Here is a 22208-nt window from a genome sequence, read left to right as displayed (position 1 = left end):
GCATTTCGCAGCTAAGCTCTTGAACGACGGTGGTCGTTCAAGAGCCTCCCATGAAGTACCTCTTTTCCCTGCTGCCTCTGTTGTTCGCCCTGACCTGTGCCGGGGCTGAAGACGCATTGCGCGTCGACTTCCGCGAACGCCCACCGGAGATGCGCGCAGTCGATGGCATGCCCAGCGGCCCGCTGATCAGCGTGCTGGAGACCGCGGCCGAGCGCATCGGCGTAGACGTGCACTGGCGCCTGGCGCCCTTCCTGCGCAGCCTCGACGATCTGCGCTCGGGGCGAATCGATCTGGTACCACGCGTGCTGATGACCGAACCACGCAGCGAGTACATCCATTTCCTTCCGAGCATCGGCAGCCAGCAGCTCAACGTGCGCTTCATCGTGCGTCCCGGCAGGGAAGGCGAGCTGAACCGCTACGAAGACCTCCATCGACTGTCCGTGGGGGTCAAGCGCGGCACCGCCTACTTCGAGCCCTTCGACAGCGACAGTCAGCTCGATCGCGTCTACGCCAGCGACGATGCACAACTGGTCGCCATGTTCCGCGCCGACCGCCTCGACGCCATCGCCGTGCTCGACGCGATTCCGATGGAAACGCAGCTCCAGGCCATGAACTTTCACAACTACAGCTACGCGCACTACGCCCATCAGCAGACCCTGGACAACCACTTCGGCGCATCGCTGGCACGCTACCAGGGCGACCGGCACGCACTCTACGACCGCCTTGCCGCCGAACTGGAGCGCATGCGCGCGGACGGCGAGATTGCACTGATCTACCGCCGCTATGGCGTTGCGCCACCCGATGAGGCGAACTGATTGCCCCGCCGGGCTGTCCGATACAGACACTGACTCAAGGAGACCCGCCAATGGGCATTATCGGCACCATCTTCATCGGCCTGATCGTCGGGCTGGTTGCACGCTTTCTCAAACCCGGCGATGACAGCATGGGCTGGATCATGACCATCCTGCTGGGCATCGGCGGCTCCATCGCCGCCACCTACGGCGGCCAGGCACTGGGCATCTACCAGGCCGGCCAGGCGGCCGGTTTCATCGGTGCGGTGATCGGCGCCATCGTTCTGCTGGTAATCTACGGCGCTATCAAGAAGGGCTGAGTAGCCGCCTGGCGGAGCCGGGGGGACTCACTCGGTCCCTGCCGGCTCCACCGCCTTCGCCGCCACGAGATACCCCTGCCATGCGCCACCTGCTCCTCTCCCTGCTGCTCCTGTCCGGCCTGGCTCATGCCGAACTGCCGGAAACCGACTGGCTCGACCTGATGCCCGCCGAAGACCGCCAGGCCCTCGAAGACATGCCCGAGATCAGCCATGACAGCCCTGAAGGCGACAGCGCCTTCTACGGTGCGGACGGCCTGCGCCAGCAGGACAAGGACCTGCCTGCCGTGATGTATTCGGCCAAGACCGTCGCCGCACTCGACGGCAAGGCCATCCGCCTGGGCGGCTATCCGGTACCGCTGGAAAGCGACGAGAAAGGCAACAGCACCCTGTTCTTCCTGGTTCCCTACCCCGGCGCCTGCATCCACGTACCACCGCCACCGCCCAACCAGCTGGTGCTGGTGCGCTATCCCAAGGGCATTCAGCTCGAGAACATCTACGCGCCCTTGTGGGTCAGCGGCGAACTCAAGGTAGAAACGATCAGCAATGAGCTGGCCGACGCCGCCTACGCCATGGATGCCGGCGAGGTGCGCCTGGTGACCGACGAAGACCTCTGACAGACGACCAACCCCGGCCCGGAGCCCAAGCATGAAAGCCGCCACCCTGCTGTTGCTGTGCCTGCTGTCCAGCGTTGCCCTGGCCATGGAACCTGGCGAGCGCCTGGCGCCGTGGACGCTGCTGGATCAGTTCGACGCGCCCTACACCCTGAACGACGAGACTCACATCCTCCTGGTCGCTCGCGACATGGACGGCGCCAAGTTGGTCAACGCCGCGCTGGAAGGCCAGCCCAAGGGCTACCTGGAACAGCGCCAGGCGGTCTTCCTCGCCGACATCAGCCGCATGCCCAGCGTGATCGCCACCCTTTTCGCCCTGCCAAAGATGCGCGACTACAACTACCGCATCCTTCTCGACCGCAACGCCCGCATCACGCCGCGCTACCCGGCAGGTGAAGGCGAGGTGCTGTGGTTGCAGCTGGAGGATGGGCAACTAGTGGAGCAGAAGGTGTTTAAGGAGGCGGGGGCGTTGAAGCAGGCGCTGGATTCAGTGCAGGCACCATGAGAATCCACTCCGCCAGCACCTGATCGTCCTGCGTCGCGCCTCGCTCTCGAAGCAAGGCCAGCGCGGCAGTCAAATAGGCCCCCTGCTCTCGGCCTCCGCTGGCAACGTACAGCGCGGCATCGTCCCGCGCCTGCATGAGGACCTTTTCATCACGCCCTTCGATTGCCGCTGATGTCCACATGAACGGCGCTGTCGTCGCCATGGTGGTCAGAATCGGGGAGTAGAGCACCAGCCCTGACGATATCAGTGGGTCATTGAATTCGACGTCACCTACCGCCTGGACGTCTGCGAACCAGCATGACCCGATCAATGCAGCCAGCAGTGTGGCGCCTGGCCGGCGAAGGCCTGCCATCTGGCCGCATGCGGGCCGCAAGAAACTGCGTAAATCATTCGACACGATGTGGGAGGGCCTCACCATTCTTCCTTATTGAGTTTCCTGAGCGGAAACCGGCTTCCGAGCCGCGTAGCCGTAAAGGCCGCTTTCTACCTGGCGATGACCAGGCCATCGCATTCGACCAGCCAGGCCAGAGACTCGCCTCAACGTGTTCAAACACACAGTGACGTCTTCCGCAGCTGGCGTCCGCTCGCTCGGATCGTCCACACCCTTCAGGAAGTCAGTCGCCTGGGGGCATCGTCGTCAGCGCAGTGCCGCCCTGATGTGCCAACGCGAGCCAGGCACTCAATCGTGACCGGTTCCTTTCTTGCTTCCCGGCAATGCCAAGAGCGTGACCCCGCTGATACAGGCCAAACCGATGAAAACTGCAGACAAGGTCAAGAGATAATCAAGTTCATCGGTCCCCCTGCCGCCCCCCGTCACGGCGCCTGCGACTCCCCCCATCCATAGCAACGCCGAAAGCAACGCCAGAACCCCGAACAGCAACGTGGCGATGATCAACAGTACCTTCATTGTTTTTTCCTCCTTGAAGCAATTTCCAACAATCGTGAAAGGCGGCTTCATCGCACGGACTCAGCGTGCCTTGGCAGGCACTGCTACGCCTTGAACATTGACACTTGTTCAGAGCCAGTGAGTCTGCATATCAATCATCGACCTTCACATGAAAAGGCGGAATCCAGGCTCGGCTATGGCATAACGGCCCGCAGACAAGAGCAGCACTGTCGTGAACACAACGTGGCGCATTTCAAGCATTTTGTTTACAAGCGCTTCTGCCTTGCCCCTCACTTCAATTCATCCGGTTTCCAGTCGATGGGTTTATCAGCATCGTATCCCTGGGTCGGATGAGGGGGGAGAGGGTGGTCTTTTAGCAGATTGGGAAAGCGCAGATCAGGGTCGGCTTCAAGCTGCGCATTTATCCGACCATAGAGCTCTTTCAGCTTTTCATCTGGCGCGTAATAAAAGGCCAGATGAGGTGGGGTTCTTTTATCGAAGGCACCCTCTAGGATCATTGCAGAAGTACCATGCCCCAATGATACTGCCATTTGATGATTCCTCACTGCAAGAGGGAAATTACCTTTAATATTATAATACATCCCCAACTCATAATAGGCCTCAGCATAGTTTTGTTCAGCAGAACAATTAACATACTTCAGACCCAGACCATCCTCTTTTAACTCGTAAATATAAATCTGCCCCAGTCTAAGTTGAGCAGCCGGATTACCCAACTGTGCAGCTTTATCGAGATAGGTCAAACCATCCGTCTCTGGATTGGTCACTCCATTACGGTTGCCAATCATCGCGCCCATATCGTAGAAACCCTGTGGGATACCCAGTTGCACCATACGCTCATAGAGGTCCAATGCCTTCTGCGGATCTTTGTCCAACGCACCAGGCCAGCCAGTACGGTATAACCCCGCCAAATTATGCATGGCCTTCCAGTGATCGCGGGCTGCAGCTTTATGGTAAAGCGCCAGAATGTCCTGACGGACGCTGCCACGTATTTCATATTGGCGTTTGGTCAGGGAAAGCGCCTCTTTGTACCAAACATCGGCCTCTGCATCCAAGAGTGGCAAGTGGTCTTTTTCATGGACGCATACAAAGTTACGATAGTCGGACTCGGCCATCGCATAGTTTCCTTCAAGCAACAACAAAACAGCCATGAAAGAAACAATAACCTTCATGCTCAGCCCACTGCCAATACAGATTTGTCAAAAAGGACAGATTCATCCAAGCCAAGTCAAATGACGTCAGCAAATAAATCTGTTCCTTTTTGTTCCCTGGAAATATGCTTGCCTACCGGGCCAAGTCCTCACGAATGCTTTCACTGAGTTTCTTGAAGCGAGGGATGACTGCTTCCGGTGGCGGCGTATGCTGGGACAGGTCGTCCGTGCCTTTCTGAAAGGTGGTCATCTGTACTGCCAACAAGGGAGAAGCCGTGCCACCCCGGTGTGCCAGGGCGAACCAGGCACGCTCCTGCTCACCAGACTCCAACTTGGGATCCAGGCGCCAGCCTTCCAGACCTGCCAGGCGCTTGCCAAGCTGAATGCGCTCGATAAACGGAGTTTTCTGCCATTTTTCGGCGTCATAGCCTGGGCGATAGTCCGTGTCATAGGTACCTAACGTGGGCTTGGTTTGCCAAGGATCGTTGGCTGAGGCATTGATCAGGGTAAAGATCACGTTGGGAGTCTGGGTGAAACGCAGACTATTCTTGATGCTGTAGGCGGTCTTGCCATCATCGGCGATAAACCCGTAGGGGAAGCAGAACCCTGGGCCTTTGGGCACTTCATACAATTCACGCGGCTGAAAACGCTCCATCAGCGCCTTGATACGCTTGGCGGAATCGGGGCCGGCCTTGGCAAAGGCGAAGTAGTAGACGCGATTGTTGCGCCAAAGCAAAGCCTTGCCAGGGGCGAGATGCCCGCCCAGAAAATAGGCATCGGGGATGCCAAGATCGTATTCATGAACTGTAGCTAGAGGCAGCTGACGCTCGAGTTCCTCTATGGACTTTATGAAACGCTCCACGGCCTCCTTAGTTGCGTTGGTACTTTCTTTTTCATCCAACACTCTCAGTTCACTAAGCAGTTTCTTATCAGCCTCCAGATTTTTCTGCAGTTCCTTCTGGTAAAGACGCGCCGTGCCTTTGATATACCTTGCAGCGCCATCGAACATGTCACGTCCGACGACATCACTCACGCGAATAGTCAGCCCGTCATAGTCATAACTGCCAACGTCGCCTTTAGCCGTAACTTTAGGGGTAAATACATGCCCGCCCCGTCCATCAGTGATTCTGTCAGTTCGCGGACCATCATAGGTTGCCCATTGCATTTCTTCAGGCACATCAAAAATTATGCGCCCGAGGCACTCTTGTCGCGGTGCGTCGGCAAGCGCCATACCTGCGGGAATTATCAGACCAAGACTCAGATAGTGAAAAAGGACTCTCATGCACGCTGGATCTCTTCTTCGTGCCCGTAGTCAGCCTGGGCCAGTGCGCGACTACGTTCAGGGTTTTCAAGTACCTGGGCTAGAATGCTCAGGTTTATACCGGAATCATTGTTCTCACCACGCGTCCAGTTGACGGGCAAAGCGCAGATAAAGCCTTGTACACCAACGGGTGAGGAGAAGCTTTTAACGGCAGCCAGAGTATCGGAGTGCCAGAAGCGCTCTTCATAGGGCATGGGCTCCATTAGTTCTCCGCCATGATCAATATTGTTTAGATCGCGGTAAGCCCAGGTTGGCCAGGTGGAGGCAGGGAATCCGTTCAGATAGCCTGTCATATCGGGCGTTTTGCGCGACTGAACCTGACTGATGTTTTGTGGAATAAAATCGAAGGACCTTTCATAGAGGCGGGTATTCAGCAAAGCCCTTTCTTGTATCGCCTTCCAAGTGCCCTCCGCCGCGGGCTGCTCCAGATACTGCTCCAGCCCGGTTGCCGGAGTGACGCTGGATGAGCCTGCGGCCATGGACAAGCCAAAGTGCTTCTTCCATAGATCGACTCGTAACTGATGCACGGCCTTACCGACGGTATGTACCTGCTTGCCGTCGAGCTTGGCCTGCACCGGAGTACTATCGCGAACGATGACTGCCAGCTCGGAATCACGGGTACCCAGTAGGCTACGGTCATTGATATTCGCACTACCGAGAATGGCCACACGATCATCAGCGATCAATAACTTACTGTGCACGTAGATCTGTTCAGTAACCACACGCCCCGTCAAGCTTTCCCAGGTGCGCAGATTAAGCAGGGTCAGGTAGCGACTCCAGTCCTGTTGCTCGTATACAGGCCGGTTGGTTGCGTCCTTGCGCTCGATGACCTTGAGTGCCTCGGCGCGGCTCACTTTGCGATCCAGCAGTTCGCGCAAGGCCATGCGTTTCTGGATACGTTTGATCAGACTGTTCTCGCCAAAAGCCAGACTCTGCATGGTCAAACTAACCTGATGCATGATGTTTAGAACGTTCAGCGCACCTTCTGGATGCACCGGTAGAATCATGTAGACATGAAAGGGACGCCCCTCATCGATAGCCCGCCCAATACGGTTGGCCAAGGCCTCGCCAATGCCATTGATCAGTCCCCTCTGCGCTGCACCCAACTTGTGGGTTAGCCAGCCCTGGACATTGATGCCCCACATGGCCTGCAAACTTTTCAAAAACTGGCGCGCCTCGGTACTGGGCTCCTGGGCAATGCTATCGATTTCCTTCCAGTCCAGCTGCCAGATATCCTCGGCCTCCAACGCTTCGCGCAGCCGCACGCGAGCGACGTAATCCTGGCGCAAACTGCCAGGATCACGCAGGCTCGCCATCGGGCCAGAAAGAGGAGCGTCATCAAAAATTTCGCGCTCGTCTCCATACGCACTCTGAAAGAACTGGTTCTCGATATAGATGAAGTGCTGCGAGCTAGAGATAGCCTGCAGCATGGCGGCCTTACAGTTTGCCTGGACTCCTCCATTGTCGATACCCGCAGGCAAGGGCAGGTTGACGCCTGCCTTGCCTCTCCCCACCTGCTCCTGCTGGGTCATACGGCTGGAGGCACTGCGCAGCACCTGCACACTCATGCCACCTGGCTGTGCGCTGGGCGCCACGGGCAACTGTTCGGAAGCATTGATCCATACAGGTTGTGGTTTGGGGAAGTTCAGGCGCGGAGCATCGCTCACCTTGAGTTTGACACCCAGACGTTCCAGGCCGAGATCACTTACCAACGTATTGAGCCAGCGTACGACTGCCTCTAGCAGATTACGCACCAGCGTGGTGTCCTGCAGTGCAGGCGTATCGGCGAGGTAGGCTTGCTGCCCATTCCAGCGGTCGATGAAATTACGCGCCACGTCATATACGGAGGGACCTTCGATGCGGCAGTGCACATCCTGCCAGGGCATGCGCGGCTGATCCTCCGCCAAACGACCATTGTCCGGTGACGCCAGTGGCTGCGGTTCCTCATGCAGATAAGCATAAGGCTCCAGATGCTGCCCCGAGCGTTCCTGTAGCAAGTGATAGATGAACCAAAGCATCGAGCTGGCCAACTCGTTGGTCCTCTCCCGATATGTGCCGGGAATATCATCGAAACTCTTGCCGCTGAGAACGGTAAGCACCTGACCAAGCTCGGTCTCACTCATCCACTGGCTGATCAGCTGGATGCTCTTGATACGTAATGACTCATAAAGATTACCCGCTGCCTCACGAAGCTCCTGCAACCACTCTCGCAAGCGTTGCTTCAACTCCTCTGCCATCGGAACTGTATCGAGGTTGTCGCCAATCAATCTGGCCATAGCCTGGATACTTTTCCCGACCATCTGGCGCTGGACAGCACTTAGACGCTCAAAGCCCTCGTCGAGGTTTTCCTGTGCGCTGTTCTTGGCGCGATTCAACCACTGCAGAGCGGAGAACGGTGGGCTGCGGAAAAAGTCCGCAACATGGCTAGCACCGTTTAACGCCGTACTCCTGCTGAGCGGAATCAGGCTGGTCTCCGACACGGGCCTGGACATGTCGAACAGCGTGGCCATCATCAGCCCCATCGAGCTGACATGCTTATCCAGATCCATCCACCCCAACTTCGGCAGCCCAGGGTTGTAGGCATCATTACCCTGCCTGGTACTGGCATCCAGGCTGAAGTTATTGTCGTCACGCCGCCCGTAGGCAAGGTCGATCCCTCCGACATAGGCGATTCGGTTGTCGATTACGACTGATTTCTGGTGGTGAGAAAACGCAACGCCGAGTCCCTTCATATCACTCTGTTGGATAGCCGGCGTGCAGAAGGCGCGAGGGCCGCCCGGCAGACCAGCGTTGAGCTGAAAGACAGCCAGCATGGTCTCGAAGTCGTAAGTACCTACACTGCCGGATGGGCTCAGCCAGGGCATGACATAAATCTTCAAGGTCGACTGGCGTTTGAGAGCCTGATGCAGGCACTGCCAAAGGCTTCGCTTGCCATCGAGCAAGACGTCGTAGTTGACCTGCCAGCCAGTGATAAAAATGCATCGACTGGCTTGATCGATGGAAGCTGCAACGTCCTTGAAGTAGTCACTTCCCGTCGTAAAAAAACGAACCTGATTACCCGTACGCTTGGGTGCAAACAGATTTTCTCCGTTGAGAAAGAAATCCGGAGCGGAGTAGGCCGCATAGGCACGCCCGTCCTGCGCATTAATCTGATTGAGTTCTTTTGCGCGGATCCCGTTGTAGGCAGAGTCAGTTGCCATGAGCATTCATTCCTTGGATTGAAGGTGGGTAAACAGATCGCTACTGCACTGGCTATCCTGCTGACTACGATCTTTCTCCAGCAGCGCATTACCTTTGGAGTTACGACTGACGCAGCTACTGAAGTCCATCGACCCCAGTGCATAACGCTCACTGTCCCAACCCTGCTGCTCCATGTGAACACGCAAGGCTATTCGCTGGCCGGGGTAGCTAAGCCAAAGACTTCGAGGCGCCTGAGCGTATACCTTCGATAGTTGTTTCTGCTGAGTGTCATCAAGCGACACACGACCATCAGCATCAGCCTCACCTTCCATCAGCAACTCGTTCTCGTCACCCCGCTCGATACGCCATGGCGCGTATGCCAAAGGAAAGCCCTCATCGCCTGGAACATCCTGCAGACGAATGTTGAATCGGTATTCGCGTGGATCTGCCGGCTCAGTGATGGACAAGCTGCCCAGGACCTGCTCCAGCACATCCCCCGCCTTGTCGCTATCCGCCGCGCCCGGCAACACGGGTGGCTTGATGCCGATACCCGAGCCCTTGCCCGGCGAGCCGCCGGCATTGAGGCGGGCCAGCGGGCCGGAGATGGTGATGCCGCCCGGGTCGAGCTTGATGAAGCTGCCACCGGCCTTGAGGGTCAGTTCGATGCCGGCCTCGATGACCATTTTCTGCCCGGCCTTGAGGTGGATCTCGCGGCCGGCCTTGGTCAGTTGCGCGGTGCCCAGCTTGATGTGCTGGTCGGTACCCACCGTCAGGTGGTCCTGCGGCTTGACCTCGACCTTGCGCTCGGCGGTGACGGTGAGGTGTTCCTCGGCCTTGAGTTCGGTGTAGCTGTTGGCCTCGACGGTGTCATGGCGCTCGTTGCCGACGCGGATCTTCTGGTCGTGCTCGATGTTTTCGTCCCAGTCGCGCTGGGCGTGGACGTAGATCTGCTCGGCGCCCTTGCGGTCCTCGATGCGCAGCTCGTTGTAGCCGCCACCACCGGGGCTGCTCAGTGTCTTGAACACGCTGCGGGTCTTGTTCGCCGGCAGGTCGTAGGGCACCACGTGTTCGGCGTGGTACAGGCAGCCGGTGACCAGCGGCTGGTCGGGGTCGCCTTCGAGGAAGGTGACCAGTACTTCCATGCCGATGCGCGGAATGGTGATGGCGCCGTAGCGATCGCCGGCCCAGCTGGAGCTGACGCGCAGCCAGCAGCTGGTCTTGTCGTCGGCTTGGCCTTCGCGGTCCCAGAAGAACTGCACCTTCACCCGGCCGTATTCGTCGCAGTGGATCTCTTCGCCGGCCGGGCCGGTGACGACGGCCGTCTGGCTACCCAACACCTTGGGTTTGGGATGCTCGAGTGGCGGGCGATAGGGCACATCCCAGGGCGTGGCGAGGAAACGGTTACGGTAGCCCTGGTGGAAGTCAGCACCCTCGCTGGAGTCCGCTTCGCCGGTCACGCCACGCAACAGTCTGGAGAGGCCTTTGCCCAGTACCGAATCACTGGTGATGGACTCCTCCAGCACCTGGGGCTGCTTGCCTTCGTGCAGCACTTCGGTGAGCAGCCAGAGGTCGTTCCACTCGCTGCGTGGGTGTTCGGAGATTTCCAGCAGGTGGCCGCTGACCAGGCGCGGTTCGTCGCTATTGCCTTGCAATTGCTGGTAGTCCGCGCGGTGACGCTCCAGAGCGCGCTTGGCCAGGTGCTTGCCGCGCGCTCGGTCGGTGTAGCGACCGGGGTAATCGTAGTCTTCCAGATCCGGCAGGCCGTCGTTCTCGCCGGCCTGCTCGCCCTGGTAGGTCGCCTCGAGCAGCAGGCGTGGCTGCTCGAAATCGTAGTCGCGCCGCGTGGTGCTGCGGGTCCGGGTCTCCAGGCGCAGGGCCAGGCGCTTGATCACCGGGTCGTCGGCGGTCATGCCGCTGTCCTGGATGTAGGGCGTCGGTCGGCCCAGCTTGGCGAATGCGGTCTGATCATCGCCAAAGGTCAGCACGTGGCCGCTTTCGCTGTGCTGAAAGTGATAGTGAATACCTTCCTCTTCACACAGGCGCTGGACGAAGTGCAGGTCGCTCTCGTCGTACTGCACGCAGTAGTCGCGCTCGGGGTAGACGGTCGGACCAAGCTGGAACTGGTAGCCACCTTCCACGATGCCGTGCTCTTCGAGCACCTGGGCAACGATCTGCGGCACCGTCAGGTGCTGGAAGATACGCTGGTTGGTGCGGTGTGCCAGGTAACTGAGCTGCGGCACGATGGCCAGCCGATAGCGGGTCATGCGCTTGCCGGACTCGCCCTGTTCGACACGGTGGATGAGGCCGTGAATACCCTCGCCGTTCGGGCTGAAAGCGAGAAAGGCACGCTGGTGCAGCAGGCTTTCCAGATCGATGTCCGGGCGTTCGCTGATCAGCTCCACATCGAAGCGATAGGGCTGGCTGATGGCCTCGCGGCCACTGAACTCGAGCACCTGCAGGTCATGCTCGACGCCTTCGATGTTCAGGCTGAAATGGGTTTCGTTGGCCGGGTTGAACATATACGTATCCTTTCGAGTGAGTCCTTTTCAACAGCCTGTCATGCTCTGCCCAGCCAGCGTTGCAGGCGCGACGCCGGCGGCCGGCGAAATGCCTCCAGCAGCTCGCTGCAACCTATCTGCCGCTGGCCTTCGTCGAAGGCCAGCGCAGTACGCAGGGCCTGCCAGCAATGCAGCGGTACCTGCGCCGGTCGTTGCAGTTGCTTGTCCAGCTCCATGCTCTTGGCCTGCTTGGCGCTGAGGCGACGGAACGGGTGTTGCCCGCAGGCCAGCTCGACCAGGACGCAGGCCACCGCATAGACATCCGCAGCCGCCGACAGGGCGGCGCCCTCAAGCAGTTCCAGGGCAGCGTAGCGTGGCGTCCAGGCGGCGATGCGGTTTCGGCACAAGCGCGGCAGGCCCGGCAACAGGCCCTCCACGGGCTGCCCCAGACCATAGTCGAACAGCCGCAGACCGTCTTCGGCCAACATCACATTGCTGGGTTTCAGGTCGCCGTGCAGCACGCCCAGTTCATGGGAGTAGGCGAGCGCATCGAGCAGGGCGATGGCGATGCTGCGCAACTCGTCCCAGGGCAGGCCCTCGGGTCGTTCGCAGAGCAGCTGATCCAGGGTCAGACCACGCATCAGCTCCAGCGTGATGAAGGCACGCTCGCACGTCGTATCCACCTCGAAGCCGAACAGCCGCACCACATGCTGGTGGTTGAGCCGCGAGGTGAGGGCGAACTCGCTGTAGAGCAGGGCATTGGCATCCGGGTACTCGGCGAAGTCGTCGCTGAGGGTCTTCAGCGCGACATAGGGTTCGGGGTCGCCGAACTGCTCGCGCAACAGGTCGCGGGCACGGTACACCGCGCCCATGCCGCCCACGCCGAGCAGGCGTTCGATCTTGTACCGGCCGCCGAGCACATCCGGCAGCTCGCCCGGCGCCCGGCGCGGCGTTTCGCGCAGGGGCGGGCTGGCTGCGGTGGCGGCCAGGGCAAAGTAGGTGAGGTCACTGGCTTCGGCGGCTTCGGTCATCGGCGAATCACCACGGCGCTGAGGTTGTCACGGGCCGGGCCGTCGAGCACGCGCTGGAACAGTCGCTCCACGGCCAGGTGTGGCGAAGGCAGGTTCAGGCAGGCGCCCAGCTCGTCGGCAGAGAGGCCCTGATAAAGCCCGTCGCTGCACAGCAGGAAGACATCGCCCGGCAATACGTCGAGCTCGAGGATGTCCAGCTGCAACGTCTCGCAGGCGCCGATGGCACGCGTCAGTGCATGAGCCGCCGGATGGCGCGCGGCTTCCTGCGGGGTCATGCCCTGCTCGTCGATCAGTTGCTGCTCCAGCGAGTGATCCCGGCTCAGCTGATACAGCCGCGAGCCGCGCCACAGGTAGCAGCGACTGTCACCTGCCCAGACGCAGGCGGCGCGCTCGCCCTCCAGCAACAGGGCGACCACGGTACTGCCGATCACCGTATCCGGGCGCTCGGCAGTCACCGTCAGCTCCTGGCCGAGACGGTGGTTGAGCCGGTGCAGGCTCTGGCGCAGCTGCGCCAGGCGCTGCGTCAGGTCACCTTCCGGTATCTCGGCCAGCTGCTCGACGATCAGACGGCTGGCCAGGGCGCCGTTCTGATGCCCTCCCATACCGTCGGCCACCACCCAGAGGCCCTGCTCGGGCAGGGCGAGGAAGGCATCCTCGTTGCGCGCCCGCACCTTGCCGGTGTCGGTGCGCGCAGCGCTGCGCCAGGCGTTGGCGACTTCACTCATCAGAGTGTCGCCGGCAACTTGAAGCTGCGCAGCAGGCCGATGTCGAACGGGTTCGGCGAGCGCTGGCTGTGCAGCAGGTAGTTGGCGTGCAGGCCGCCGAGGTTGGCCTTGAGGATCAGCACGTCACGGCCGCTGTGGTAGTCCACGTCCATCAGGTCGAGCAGGCGGAACAGCGACCAGGGGCCGGTGTTCTTCTCGATGCCGACACGGCGACCGCCGAGCTCCTCGACCACCAGGCTGGTACGGTCCTCGTCGCTTGCCGCCGGCCAGCGGAAGGCCGTCGCGACGATCGGGCCATGGCGATACTCCATCTGCTGGTTGCCGAAGCGGAAGTCGGCGCGGCTCAGGCTGGAGTCCAGCGAGTAGGGCTCGAGCTTGAACAGCACCTGCGGCTCGGCCGGGTTCTCGGCGAAGAAGCTGCGGCGGATCACCTGAGCGCGGCTCATCTGCAGCAGGAACTCACGCGACAGCGGCAGGCCACGGCCGTCGACGCGACGCAGGCGATACTGGTCGGCGCTGCCGCTGACGAACGGCCGCAGGTAACTGTCGAAGAAGCGCTCGGCAATGCCCTGGGCCTTGAAGAACTCGCGGAAGTCGGCCACCGCCACGTCGCTCTCGCTGTGCGCACTGAACGGGTAGCGCTGCTTCAACGAGTTGTCGTAGGCCGCGTACAGCTCGCTCTGATAGCGCTGGTTGAGGAACTGGTAGGCGTCGTTCAACACCAGGCTCCAGCTGTCCTCGGCCAGCAGCGCCAGCCAGTTGCCCACCGGCTGCGGCAGGCGTGCCGCGGCGCTGCGCACCTGGTTGATGGCGTCGCGCTTGCCGCCCATGCGTGCCTTGGCCATCTCGAACGCGGCCTGGTCGCTGGCACCGGCATTGGCCAGGCTGGCCAGCTGACGCTGCAGGTCATCCAGCGCCTGCAGGCCGGCGGCCAGATCGACACCCGCACCACCGTTCTCGTCGAGCAGCTTGTGCAGACTTTCGAAACGGCGCTCCAGGGTCTTGCGCGCGGTATCCGGGGTGTTCTTGGCCAGGGCCTGCTGCGCCTGCTCGGCGGCGGCACTGGCCAGCTTGGCAGCCTTGCCCACCTTGCCCTTGGCGCCTTCCAGCGCGTCGGCGGCAGCGCCGGCGTCATCGGCAGCCTCGGCGAGCCCCTTGAAGCGGGTGTTGTCACGCACCTCGACGAGCATCTGCAGCAGCGGCGAATTGGCTGCCGTCAGGCCGCCCAGCAACGCGGCGCCACGACCGGCGCTGCCGATCGGCTCCAGGCTGAGCTGGGCGATGGCCTCACCCCAGTAGTTGCCGTAGTCGCGGAAGTACAGTTGCTCCAGCTCGACCATCAGACGGCTGAGGTCGGCGGCGCTGAGGGTTTCACCCTCGCCCAGCACCCAGTTGTCACGCAGGATCTCGCGCACCAGGTTGGCGCCCTGGGCGGTGAAGGTCTTGCTGTAGCCGGTCTGGGTGTAGAAGCCGGGGATGGCGTAGTCGCTGCCCACGATCAGGGCCGCCTGCGGGCCAAGCTTCTGGCTCAGGCGATAGTCGGGCAGGCTGCGCGCCTGTTCACGCAGCATGCGATAGACCACGTTGGCCAGCGACTCGCTGCGCAGGACCTGGCGCGCCTGGGCGACCAGCTGGGCGTTGAGCGCGTAAGGCGCGAACGACTCGTCCAGCAGACGGGCGAAGTGCGTGTTCAGGCCATGCTGCGCCGGGCTGTTGCCGGTGTAGCGCAGCGACCAGTCGGCGGCCACCCACTCCTTGAGGAAGTCGGCGTCGCGACGCTCTTCCAGGTTGAGCATCAGGTAGGCTCGCAGGCTGCCGAGCAGGCGCTCGCGGTCGCTGAGGTTGGCACGAATCTGCGCCTCCAGCTGACGGGCAACGCGCGGCAGCAGCAGGTTTTCCAGTTCGGCACGGTAGGTCGAGTACACGGGCGGATTGACCGCCTCACCCTGGAACAGGCCGGTACGCTGCAGGTAGGAAACGTCACCCTTGGGCGGGAATACCTGGGTCGCGGCGTAGCTGCTGTCCAGTGCCTTGAGGACCTGCAGGGCGTCGTCCTGAGGATTGACCGCATCATGCTCGCGGGTCAGCTTCTGGGCGATCTCGCGCAGTTCTTCCAGGCGTCCGTGGTTGGCCGAGAAACCCGTGGCCCAGAGCACGCCGAACAGCGCCAGCACCGCGAAAGCGGTGGCGTACATCGCACGCTGGCCCCAGTCGATACGGCGCACTTCCTTCTGGTCCAGGCTGGCCAGGTCGGCCTCGGGGAAGATCACCCGGCTGAGCAGGTGATGGATGAAACGCGCCCGACCACTGCGGAAGGTCGGCAGCGCGCTGCCCGCCAGACCGAGGTTGCGGCCGATGCCGGCGGTCAGCGGATCGAGCTGCTCGTTGAGCTGCGGCGCACTGGTCAGGTAGAAACCGCGCAGCTTGCTGGCCCGCTGGTAGCGGTTGCCGGCAAAGGCCAGTTCGACGAACAGGCACAGACGCTCGCCGATCTGGCCGAGCTGGTGCGGGAAGTCGAGGATGCGGCCACGGCGCTGGGTGTCGCGCTCCTGGTGCATGCGCAGGATCACCTGGCTGTTCAGACGGCGCAGCAGTTCTTCGAACTCCTGGCGCACCACGGCCACGTCGGTGGCGTTCTGCTCCTTGCGGAAGCTGGCGCCCAGTACCTGCTCGCTTTCCTCGCGCGACAGCTGGTCGAAGAACTCGTCGAAGCCGAGAATCTTGTCGGCCTTGTTGAGCACCAGATAGACCGGCACGTCGGCGCCGAGGCGCTGATGGATCTCCTGCAGGCGCTGGCGGGTCTGGCGGGCCAGGGTTTCCAGCTCCACCTCGCTGCCGCCTTGCAGCTGCTCGAGGGGAATGCTCACCAGCACGCCGTTGAGCGGACGCGCGCGGCGCTGGCGCAGCAGACCCAGCAGGGTGCCCCAGGCACGGCCATCGATCTGCGCATCGGGTTGGGTCAGGTAGCGGCCGGCGGTGTCGATCAGCACGGCGTGATCGGCGAAATACCAGTCGGCGTAGCGGGTACCGGAAACGTCCTTGGTCAGGCGCTGGTTTTCGCCGCGATTGAGCGGGAAATCCAGGCCGGAGAAGTCCAGCAGGCTGGTCTTGCCGCTGCCCTGCGGACCGAGGATCAGGTACCAGGGCAGGTCGTTGCGCCACTTCTCGCTGCGCCCGCGATACAGGCTGGAGCGCTTGAGGGTGCGCAGGGCGTCCTTGAAGCGGTGACGCAGCTCGGCCTGTTCCTCGTTGATCTGCTCTTCCCGGCGCATGCGCTCCTGGGCATCGGCATCGTTCTCGGCGGCCTTCTTGCGTGCGGTGGCACGCCAGCTGGCGAACACCATGGCCAGGCCCCAGAGCAGGAACAGCAGGCTGATGGTCAGCAGGCGGCTGGTGGCGGACTCCCAGAACTTGTAGTCGTTGACGGCCAGCAACGGCCCGACGAACCACACCAGCAGCGCGAGAATCAGGACCAGGAGCAGGCTCCAGACCCAGGTCTTGCGGAAAAAGGCGCCAAGTTTGGCGAAGAAGCTCTTCATTTCACGTCATCCATGCTGACACCCGAGGCCGGGTCGAGTTGCTGATACGGCTTGAGGACGGTGTCGCGCTGCTCGCCGAGTACCCAGGCGAAACCGGCGTACATCATCACCAGGCACATCAGGGTGAACAGCGCCACCAGCCACCACGGCACGATGCGCACCAGGCGCCGACGGGTGTCCTTGAGCCCCTGCCAGTGCGGCGAGACTTCACGCGGGACGTCGCCCCGCAGCTGGCGGATCTGCCGGTAGAGGCTGTCGCGCACGGCCTCCAGCTCGAGCATGCCGCGCTGCAGCACGCGGTACTTGCCCTCGAAGCCGAGCGACAGGCACAGGTACATCAGCTCCAGCATCGGCAGGTGCTTGACCGGGTTGCGCGACAGACGCTCGAGCAGCTGGAAGAACTTCTCGCCACCGAAGGTCTCGTTGTGGAACGAGGACAGCAGGCTCATCTGCGACCATTCGCTCTCGTTGCCCCAGGGCGTGGTCACCACCGCCTCGTCGACCACGGTGCAAAGCACGTAGCGCGCGGCCATCACCTGGCTGCTCTCGGCGCCATCGTGCAGCGCCCGGTGCTCGAACACCTTGATCTCGCGGGTCAGGCGCTGGTTGAGGGCGTCCAGGTCCTCGCTTTCGAAGCTGTGCTTGAGGCGCACCACTTCGGAAAGCAGCGAGGAGGCCGCCGCCACCAGCGGGTTGAGGCTGATATTGAAGCTCTCCGCCGGGCGCAGGCGCGCGGCGAAGATCATGCGCTCTTCCAGCTGTTCGAATTTCGGCGGCGCGCTGAAGTCGGTCAGCGGGCTTTCGGCGCGGGCTTCACCCTGGCGGTTGAGGATGACGGTCTTGTCATCCTGGCCGTATTCCATTTCCTTGGTTGTCATGGTCAGTTCCTGATCGCCCAGAATTTCAGCTCAAGCCCGGAGAATTCGCCGGACACGTGGAAGGCGAAGCCGCCGGAGCGTTCCAGCTGCGCCAGTTCCTCGGAGCTGAGCTCCAAGGCGAAGTAGGTCTTGCCCGAGTGGAAGGGAATCTGGCGCGGCGCCACCGGCAGCGGTTTGACCTTGATCCCCGGCAGGTGCAGGTTGACCAGCTGGCGGATACGCTCGACCGGGCCGACCTTGAGGTGGGCCGGCAGGCGCTGACGCAGCTCCTCGGAATCGCACTGGGCGCTGGCGGCCAGCACGAAGCTGGAGGTGCCGAGCAGCTTGTGGTCGTGCAGCGGCGAGACCTGGATGCCGTACTGGCGCTGCTGCAGCAGCAGTTCGATGGCGTGCTGTTCGAGCACCATCGACAGCACCTGGCGGATGGCGTCCATCAGCTTGCGGAAGCTCATGCCCTGGTCGCTGTGCAGGTAGCGGCCCTCCAGGCGCGGACGCTTGGTCTCGCTGGAGAAGGTGGCCAGCTCGCCGAGCAGCCCGACCAGTTCACGGTAGATCTGCTCCGGGTGGACCTGCTCGACCCCCAGGTGGTGGCGCAGGATCGGCTCGTAGCGGTTGATCAGCTGCAGCATCATGAAGTCGCCGACCTCGGCGCCGCCCACCTTGCCCGTGGCGCGGATACGCTCGGCGAGGATGTCGCCACGGTGCGCCAGCATGCTGATCACTTCCTTGAGGCAGCTCAGCAGGTAGCCCGAGGCCTGGAAGTTGACGTAGGTCGGGCTGAATTCCGGGTCGAGGCTGATCACCCCGTCAGGCGTGGTGTCGAGCACGTCGCACAGCTTGATCCGCACGTAGCCCTGGTCGCTCTGCTGCTCGCCGAGCAGCAGGCGGAAATCCGGGCGGCCGGTGCTGACCTGGCTGACGCTGCTGTCACCGGCGTTGGAGTCGGTCACTTCCTCGTCGAAGGCGATGTAGCGGGCCAGCACGTCCTGCTGTTCGGAACGGCGGCTTTCGATATGGTTGCCCGTGACCAGCGGCAGCGCCAGGTAGACCGGGGTATTGCCGGTATTCGGCGGCACGTCCAGGCCCAGCGGCTCGCGCTCGGCACCGAGGTCGAAGAGGCTGCCGTCAGGCAGCACGCCGCTGGCCTTGCTCACCACCAGCTTGCCCATGTTGAGGAACTGGCGGTCGATCTCCAGCTCGAAGAACCCCCAGGCGTAGCTGGCCAGTTTCTGCGTACGCAGCTTGAGCTGCTGATCGACGTAGCGATCGTTCTGCTGGAAGTGCTGCGGGCGCAGCAGCATGCCTTCCTGCCAGATGACTTTGTGCTGGCTCATCGACTCTGCTCCTGCTCGTCGTCGAGGTTGCGGATACCGCGCTCGTCGAGGCGCAGGTTCGCCGCGTTGCGCTCCTGCTCGTCGATGTCGATCACGAACCGCCAGCTGGCTTCCGGCAGGTCGCGGTAGGCGGCGAGCACGCCGACGTAACGGCTGCCTTCCTGCACCGAGAGCTTCAGCTCACGGGTTTCACCCGGGCGCAGCTCCAGCTCTTCCTGGGCCACCAGGTCCGGGGCCAGGGCCTCCTTGGGACGCTGGTAGAGGGAGAAGAAATCGGCGTTCTCGAAGGCGACCGGGTGCTTGAGCTCCATCAGGCGCACCACGATCGGCGACGGACGACCATTGAGGTCGGGGTTGAGCTGATCGCTGCCGGCCAGGCTCAGGTCCAGCTTGGTCATGTGCGAGTAGGGCGACAGCGCGGAGCAGCCGCTCAGGGTCAGCAACAGGGCGCACAGCGCCAGAGAAAACAGGCGAGGCATGGGCATCATCCTTGAAGGTCGGTATTGAGGGTGGCGATCAGGCGGACCTGTTCTTCGTAGGCATTGGCGAAGTCGCGGGCGAACAGGCGATCGCTCCAGTCGTCGTTCTGCTCCAGCGAGGCATGCAGGCGACGGTAGGCACGCCAGCGGCTGCCGTCGGTGGCCAGCAGCGGCTTGCGTCCGCTGCGCTCGAAGCGCAGGGTCAGTTGCTCGGGGTCGAACTGCTCCAGCATGCCTTTGACCGCCGCACGGCTGGCGGCGAGCAGCGCCACCTGGTGTGCCTGCAGGTCACGGAAGCTGCGGCTGATGGCCTGCTCCGCGGGCAGTTGCCCGGCCTTGCCGCCACGCAGCAGGGCGCCCAGCGTCTCGCTGCTGTCCAGGCCGTGCTTGAGCGGGTTGTTGCCGGCACTCTGCACCGTGGTCAGGGCCAGGCGCAGTTCGTTCTTCAGCTCGCTGCGCGTACGCAACGCCTGCTGCAGGCTGCCGACGCTCTGCTTGAGCAGCCGGGCGGCATTCAGCGCCAGGGCCTGACGTGCGTCTTCGTCGAGGTCGTCGAGGCGGACCCCGAGCGCATCGGAGAATTTCTCCCAGAAGCTCGGCGGCAGGCGCTCGGGCTCCGGCGCAGGCTTCGGTTGCGGCGCGGGCTGCGGCACGACCAGCTCGGGAACCAGCAGGTTTTCCTCGTCGATCTGCGCGTAGTCGCGCTGCTGCGCATGGGCGGTGTCAGGCCGCAATACGGCGGTCAGGTCATCCACCTCGGCGTAGACGCGCTCCTGCTGGTCCAGGGCGGTCAGCGGGTCGAGGTCGAGAAAGGCGTCGTCGGGGATGATGCTGCCGGCGGCCTGCGGCAGGCCGATATCGCCCTCGAACATCGCCGGGTCCTGAATCAGCCGGGCGCGGATCTCGAAGTCGCCCAGGCAGTAGACGCTGCCGTGCTCGATACGCTGCGGCCGACCCTTGCCGAGACTGGCGCCGCTGTCCTTGAGGGCGATGCCGTTGCTGCTGGTGTCGGTCAGGTAGAAGGCGCCATCACGGTAGCTGACTTCCGCATGACGGCTGGACAGCACGCGCTTGCGATCCGGGATCACCCAGTCGCATTCCTCAGCGCGGCCAATCACCCCGCCGGCCTGCTTGAAGGTCTTGGTGGTCAATAGACCTGGCACGAACTGCTGTGCGCTGACCACATCGAATACCAGTTCCATGGTGAACCTACTCCTTGCGGTCAGTGGCCGCGTTTCTCGGCTTGCGGATCGCCCAGCGGGCGGTATTGATCGTCGCTGAACTTGTAGTTGCCGGAGCAGCCGGCCAGAACGATGGCCAGCGCCAGCAGGGCGGCGGCGCGATAGCGATGCAACATGGAATGCGCTCCTAGGAGGTAAGTGGATAAGAAACGGGCGAGCATGCTCAGACCTCGCTCGGGCTGATCTTCAGCCGATTCATGCGGTACAGGAGGGTGCGCCGGGGCAGACCCAGTTCGTTGGCGGCGTTGGTCTGGTTGCCGCGGTTCTTGCGCAGGCAGTCGAGCAGCAGGTTGCGCTCGAGGCGATCCATGCGCTCGCGCAGACTCAGCGGCTCGTTGCCCGTGCTCTGCATCTGTTCGAGGTTGAAGTGCTCGGGCAGCAGCTCTCCGCCTTCGCAGAGCAGCACCGCGCGCTCGACCAGGCCCTTGAGTTCGCGCACGTTGCCCGGGAAGCCGTAGCCGGCCAGGTGCCCCAGCGCGGCGTCGCTCCAGCGGCAGGCATCACGCTGCAGCAGGCCGCTGGCCGTGCTGGCGAAGTGGCGTGCCAGCAGCAGGATGTCCTCGTCGCGCTCGCGCAGCGGCGGCAGCTCGATGGGGAAGTGCGACAGGCGATAGAACAGGTCCTCGCGGAAGCGGCCATCCTCGACGCGTTTGCGCAGTTCCTGATGGGTGGCGGCGACGATGCGCACATCCACCTTGTGCGTTTCGCTGCTGCCCAGGGGGCGCACTTCGCCTTCCTGCAGCACGCGCAGCAGCTTGGCCTGCAGCGCCAGCGGCATGTCGCCGATCTCGTCGAGGAACAAGGTGCCGCCGTCGGCTGCATCGAACAGGCCCGGCTTGTCACGGTCGGCGCCGGTGAAGGCGCCCTTGCGATAGCCGAACAGCTCGCTTTCCAGCAGGTTCTCCGGCAACGCCGCGCAGTTCTGCACGATGAACGCCTTGCTTCGCCGCGCCCCGCAATCGTGGATGGCGCGGGCGACCAGTTCCTTGCCGGTGCCGGTCTCGCCGGTGAGCAGGACGCTGACCGGGCTGTGCAGCACCTTGCCGATCAACTGGTAGACGCGGCGCATGGCCTGGCTCTGGCCGAGCAGGCCATAGCCACTGGCGCAGGGCGTACCGGGAGCGGAGGCCACGGGCGCGGCCAGCGCCTCGCCGTCGGCCGTCGGCGCACGCAGGCGCCGCAGCAGGTGCAACTGAGCCAGGGCGAAGCCACCCAGCTGGGCGAAGGAACTGGCGAAGCCCTGCAGGATGCGCCGCTCGTGGCTGGCGACCAGCAGCAGGCCACGGACGTGACCGGCGCCGTCATGCAGCGGCAGGCACAGCAGGCTGCGCCAGGCACGGTTGGTCTCCGGCAGGCAGGCGATGGAATGCAGCGCGCTGTCCAGTTCGGTGATGCACAGCACCTGGTTCTGGCACAGGCAGTACTGCAGCAGCTGCTCGCCGTCGTAGTCGCTGGGCAGGCTGGCCGCCTCACGCGGTTGCAGCACGCCATCGAGCCACTCGGCCGTCAGCGCCAGCCGGGTATTGGTGTGGTCCAGCAGGTAGAGCTGCCCCAACGCGCAGTCGGCCAGCTCCGCTGCCGCGCGCACCAGGCCGGCGAGCAGGCTCTCGGCACTGGCCGCTCCAGCCAGCTCGGCATAGCGGCCGAGCAGGGCCTCGGCGTAGCGCAGGGGTTGCGGGACTTCGGCGAACATCGGCGGC

The 22208-nt window shown here is 62.7% G+C and carries 19 protein-coding genes; 4 read left to right on the top strand and 15 right to left on the bottom strand.

The window, feature by feature from the left end:
- Positions 1-50 precede the first annotated feature (50 nt).
- From EWH21_RS01620 to EWH21_RS01605, 4 genes are all read left to right on the top strand, one after another.
- Positions 51-815, top strand: coding sequence for an ABC transporter substrate-binding protein (locus tag EWH21_RS01620; RefSeq protein ID WP_277699642.1), 765 nt, complete (start codon positions 51-53; stop codon positions 813-815).
- A 50-nt stretch (positions 816-865) separates the two neighbouring features.
- Positions 866-1111 (top strand): GlsB/YeaQ/YmgE family stress response membrane protein, encoded by a 246-nt coding sequence (locus EWH21_RS01615; RefSeq protein WP_047590125.1) that lies wholly within the window; start codon positions 866-868, stop codon positions 1109-1111.
- Between the two features lie 80 nt (positions 1112-1191).
- The gene (locus tag EWH21_RS01610) at positions 1192-1725 is read left to right on the top strand and encodes a DUF3299 domain-containing protein (RefSeq protein ID WP_037054049.1); all 534 of its coding nucleotides are present in this window, start codon (positions 1192-1194) and stop codon (positions 1723-1725) included.
- A gap of 31 nt (positions 1726-1756) precedes the next feature.
- Positions 1757-2227, top strand: a complete 471-nt coding sequence (locus EWH21_RS01605) for an FAD/FMN-containing dehydrogenase (protein ID WP_277699641.1) — start codon at positions 1757-1759, stop codon at positions 2225-2227.
- On the opposite strand, the gene EWH21_RS01600 is transcribed toward EWH21_RS01605, so the two are convergent.
- From EWH21_RS01600 to EWH21_RS01530, 15 genes are all read right to left on the bottom strand, one after another.
- Entirely contained in the window at positions 2175-2408 is a 234-nt protein-coding gene (locus EWH21_RS01600) for a DUF2388 domain-containing protein (protein WP_277700586.1), read from the bottom strand. The two genes, EWH21_RS01605 and EWH21_RS01600, sit on opposite strands and share 53 nt — an antisense overlap.
- A gap of 498 nt (positions 2409-2906) precedes the next feature.
- The gene (locus EWH21_RS01595) at positions 2907-3134 is read right to left on the bottom strand and encodes a hypothetical protein (protein ID WP_277699640.1); all 228 of its coding nucleotides are present in this window, start codon (positions 3132-3134) and stop codon (positions 2907-2909) included.
- Positions 3135-3403: 269 nt separating this feature from the next.
- Positions 3404-4303: a tetratricopeptide repeat protein gene (locus tag EWH21_RS01590; protein WP_152487504.1), complete on the bottom strand. Its 900-nt coding sequence runs from the start codon at positions 4301-4303 to the stop codon at positions 3404-3406.
- 112 nt (positions 4304-4415) lie between these two features.
- A complete protein-coding gene (locus EWH21_RS01585; protein ID WP_206596359.1) occupies positions 4416-5564 on the bottom strand; it encodes a T6SS immunity protein Tli4 family protein in 1149 nt (382 codons plus the stop codon).
- Positions 5561-8803: a phospholipase D-like domain-containing protein gene (locus tag EWH21_RS01580; RefSeq protein ID WP_152487503.1), complete on the bottom strand. Its 3243-nt coding sequence runs from the start codon at positions 8801-8803 to the stop codon at positions 5561-5563. The genes EWH21_RS01585 and EWH21_RS01580 overlap by 4 nt, the downstream gene beginning before the upstream one ends.
- Positions 8804-8809: 6 nt before the next feature.
- Positions 8810-11302: a type VI secretion system tip protein TssI/VgrG gene (gene tssI, locus EWH21_RS01575; protein ID WP_277699639.1), complete on the bottom strand. Its 2493-nt coding sequence runs from the start codon at positions 11300-11302 to the stop codon at positions 8810-8812.
- 38 nt (positions 11303-11340) lie between these two features.
- Positions 11341-12312, bottom strand: coding sequence for a serine/threonine-protein kinase (locus EWH21_RS01570; protein WP_277699638.1), 972 nt, complete (start codon positions 12310-12312; stop codon positions 11341-11343).
- Complete coding sequence (locus tag EWH21_RS01565) at positions 12309-13037, bottom strand: PP2C family serine/threonine-protein phosphatase (RefSeq protein WP_037052104.1); 729 nt, start codon at positions 13035-13037, stop codon at positions 12309-12311. Before EWH21_RS01565 ends, EWH21_RS01570 begins: the two co-directional genes overlap by 4 nt.
- Complete coding sequence (gene tssM, locus EWH21_RS01560) at positions 13037-16576, bottom strand: type VI secretion system membrane subunit TssM (protein ID WP_277699637.1); 3540 nt, start codon at positions 16574-16576, stop codon at positions 13037-13039. The genes EWH21_RS01565 and tssM overlap by 1 nt, the downstream gene beginning before the upstream one ends.
- Positions 16573-17454 carry a type IVB secretion system protein IcmH/DotU gene (gene icmH, locus EWH21_RS01555; RefSeq protein WP_037052109.1) on the bottom strand — a complete coding sequence of 294 codons (882 nt, stop codon included), beginning with the start codon at positions 17452-17454 and terminating at the stop codon, positions 16573-16575. The genes tssM and icmH overlap by 4 nt, the downstream gene beginning before the upstream one ends.
- A gap of 2 nt (positions 17455-17456) precedes the next feature.
- The gene (tssK, locus tag EWH21_RS01550) at positions 17457-18788 is read right to left on the bottom strand and encodes a type VI secretion system baseplate subunit TssK (RefSeq protein WP_152487500.1); all 1332 of its coding nucleotides are present in this window, start codon (positions 18786-18788) and stop codon (positions 17457-17459) included.
- A complete protein-coding gene (gene tssJ, locus EWH21_RS01545; RefSeq protein ID WP_037052114.1) occupies positions 18785-19267 on the bottom strand; it encodes a type VI secretion system lipoprotein TssJ in 483 nt (160 codons plus the stop codon). Before tssJ ends, tssK begins: the two co-directional genes overlap by 4 nt.
- A 5-nt stretch (positions 19268-19272) precedes the next feature.
- Complete coding sequence (gene tagH / locus EWH21_RS01540) at positions 19273-20469, bottom strand: type VI secretion system-associated FHA domain protein TagH (RefSeq protein ID WP_037052117.1); 1197 nt, start codon at positions 20467-20469, stop codon at positions 19273-19275.
- Between the two features lie 20 nt (positions 20470-20489).
- The gene (locus EWH21_RS01535; protein ID WP_037052120.1) at positions 20490-20624 is read right to left on the bottom strand and encodes a hypothetical protein; all 135 of its coding nucleotides are present in this window, start codon (positions 20622-20624) and stop codon (positions 20490-20492) included.
- A 47-nt stretch (positions 20625-20671) separates the two neighbouring features.
- On the bottom strand, positions 20672-22201 hold the full coding sequence (locus tag EWH21_RS01530; RefSeq protein WP_152487499.1) for a sigma 54-interacting transcriptional regulator: 1530 nt from the start codon (positions 22199-22201) through the stop codon (positions 20672-20674).
- Positions 22202-22208: the final 7 nt, after the last annotated feature.

The organism is Pseudomonas sp. REST10 (assembly GCF_029542605.1).
GTDB classification, from domain to species: Bacteria; Pseudomonadota; Gammaproteobacteria; order Pseudomonadales; family Pseudomonadaceae; genus Aquipseudomonas; species Aquipseudomonas khazarica.
Note: the sequence above shows the minus strand (reverse complement) of the source record. Positions and strands in the feature narration are given on the sequence as shown.